Raw genomic sequence first — 769 nt, forward strand, 5'->3', positions numbered from 1 at the left:
ACAGAATGCGGTTTCCACCACTTCAGCTGAGTCTCTGGCATTCTTCAGTTCCTGTGCGTCGGCCTGCGCACGCGTAAGTCGATGGCGTTCGTACTCAATAGTCCCTGGCTGGAGATCTGTCTCGCTGGCCTGCCGCAGTTCTTCAACTTCCCGGCGCAGCTTTTCGTTCTCAATTTCAGCATCCCTTTCGGCATACCATTTTATAACGGCGGCAGAGTCATAAAGCACCTCATTACCCTTGCCACCGCCTCGCAGAACGGGCATTCCCTGTTCCTGCCAGTTCTGAATGGTACGGATACTCGCACCGAAAATGTCAGCCAGCTGCTTTTTGTTGACTTCCATTGTTCATTCCACGGCCCAAAACAGAGAAAGGAAACGACAGAGGCCCAAAAGTTCGTTTTCAGCACCTGTCGTTTCCTTTCTTTTCAGGGGGTATTTTAAATAAAAACATTAAGTTACGACGAAGAAGAACGGAAACGCCTTAAACCGGAAAATTTTCATAAATAGCGAAAACCCGCAAGGTCGCCGCCCCGTAACCTGTCGGATCGCCGGAAAGGACCCGCAAAATGATAATAATTATCATCTACATGTCACAACGTGCATCTACGCCATCAAACCACGTCAAATAATCAATTATGACGCAGGTATCGTATTAATTGATCTGCATCAACTTAACGTAAAAACAACTTCAGACAATACAAATCAGCGACACTGAATACGGGACAACCTCATGTCAACGAAGAACAGAACCCGCAGAACAACAACCCGC

At 47.5% G+C, this 769-nt stretch carries 1 pseudogene; it reads right to left on the reverse strand.

Annotated elements, in window-relative coordinates:
* A pseudogene (locus K0778_RS26600) lies at nucleotides 1-342 on the reverse strand (DNA-packaging protein); the annotation flags it as partial.
* Nucleotides 343-769 lie beyond the last annotated feature (427 nt).

The sequence above is a fragment of the Escherichia sp. XD33 genome, assembly GCF_019375075.1.
GTDB lineage: Bacteria > Pseudomonadota > Gammaproteobacteria > Enterobacterales > Enterobacteriaceae > Enterobacter > Enterobacter flexneri_A.